This is a genomic window from Sphingomonas sp. CCH9-F2 (assembly GCF_001556735.1).
Lineage (GTDB): Bacteria > Pseudomonadota > Alphaproteobacteria > Sphingomonadales > Sphingomonadaceae > Sphingomonas > Sphingomonas ginsenosidimutans.
On the sequence record NZ_LSJO01000161.1, the window covers coordinates 1 to 667 of the forward strand.

The 667-nt window shown below is 76.5% G+C and carries 1 protein-coding gene; it reads right to left on the reverse strand.

Annotated elements, in window-relative coordinates; genetic code table 11:
• On the reverse strand, window positions 1–667 hold a 667-nt coding region (locus tag AX685_RS04600), incomplete at both ends, for a ComEC/Rec2 family competence protein (protein WP_156445669.1).

Here is a 667-nt window from a genome sequence, read left to right on the forward strand (position 1 = left end):
CCCCCGCGAACAACGGCACCCGCCCCGTCAGCGCCAGCCGCGGCCACAGCGCCAGCAGCCGCATCACCAGCGCCATGACGATCCCGACCGCCGCGGTGATGTGCAGCCCGCTGACCGACAGGAGATGCGCCAGCCCCGCCCGTCGCATCGCCTCCGCATCGTCGTCGCTGATCGCGCCGGTGTCGCCGGTGGCCAGCGCGGCCGCGATGCCTCCTTCGCTTCCCGGCAGGCGCCGCAGGATATGCGCGGTCAGTGTCGCGCGGATGCCGTCGCCGTCGCGCGCCGGCGCCGCCACCGTCACCGCGACAAAGCCGCGCCCGGTCGCCCCCAGCCGGTCGAACCACGCCACCCGCGCAAAGTCATAGGCGCCCGGCACCGCGGGCGGCGCGGGCGGCATCATCCGCGCGCGCACCGCGATCCGCGCGCCGACGCCCAGCCCATGCGGTACCGCCGCCTCGTCCAGGTTGACGCGCACCCGCACCGGTGCGGGATCGGGCACCGGATCCCATCGCACATCGTCCAGCGTCACGCGCACCAGCCCGCGTGCCGGCAATGCCTCGACCCGCGCCACCGTACCGCCGACCGTCGCGATCGTCGCGCGCGTCAGCACCGGCGCCGCCACCCGCTCCGCCCGCCACCACGTCAGCGCCAGCCCGGCGGCGACCAG